A 510-nucleotide genomic window follows, 5' to 3' on the forward strand; every position below is an offset into this window, starting at 1 on the left:
TGGACTGCGGGACAAGGTCGTCCTGATAACGGGCACGGGCGGGGGACTGGGCCGCGAGGCGGCCTTGCGGTTCGCCGCCGCGGGTGCGGTCGTCGTCGGCTGTGACGTGGACGAGAAGGCACACAGCCAGACCGTGGCCGAGGTCGAGGCGGCGGGTGGGGTGATGGACGGGCAGGCGCCCGTCGATCTCGGCGACCGCGCCGAGGCCACAGCGTGGGTGGAAGGGGCCGTGCGGGAACACGGACGCATCGATGTGGTCTACAACAACGCCTCGTCGGCGCGTTTCGGACCGGTGATGAGTGTGACCGACGAGGACTGGCGATTCACGCTGCGCAACGAACTCGATCTCGTCTTCTACGTCACCCGCGCCGCCTGGCCTCACCTTGCGAAACAAGGCGGCGTCATCATCAATGTCGCGTCCGTGGCGGCCCATCGGGGCAATCCGGGGGTACCCATACTCGCGCACGCGGCGACCAAGGGCGCTGTCCTCGCGATGACGCGTCAGCTGGC

At 68.8% G+C, this 510-nt stretch carries 1 protein-coding gene; it reads left to right on the forward strand.

The genetic code is table 11. From position 1 onward, the window contains the following. Positions 1-64: 64 nt before the first annotated feature. Positions 65-510 (forward strand): SDR family NAD(P)-dependent oxidoreductase (locus ACLZOT_RS49835; protein ID WP_416975961.1); only part of this gene is annotated, 446 nt, incomplete at its 3' end.

The organism is Streptomyces sp. 4F14 (genome assembly GCF_048159485.1).
GTDB lineage: Bacteria > Actinomycetota > Actinomycetes > Streptomycetales > Streptomycetaceae > Streptomyces.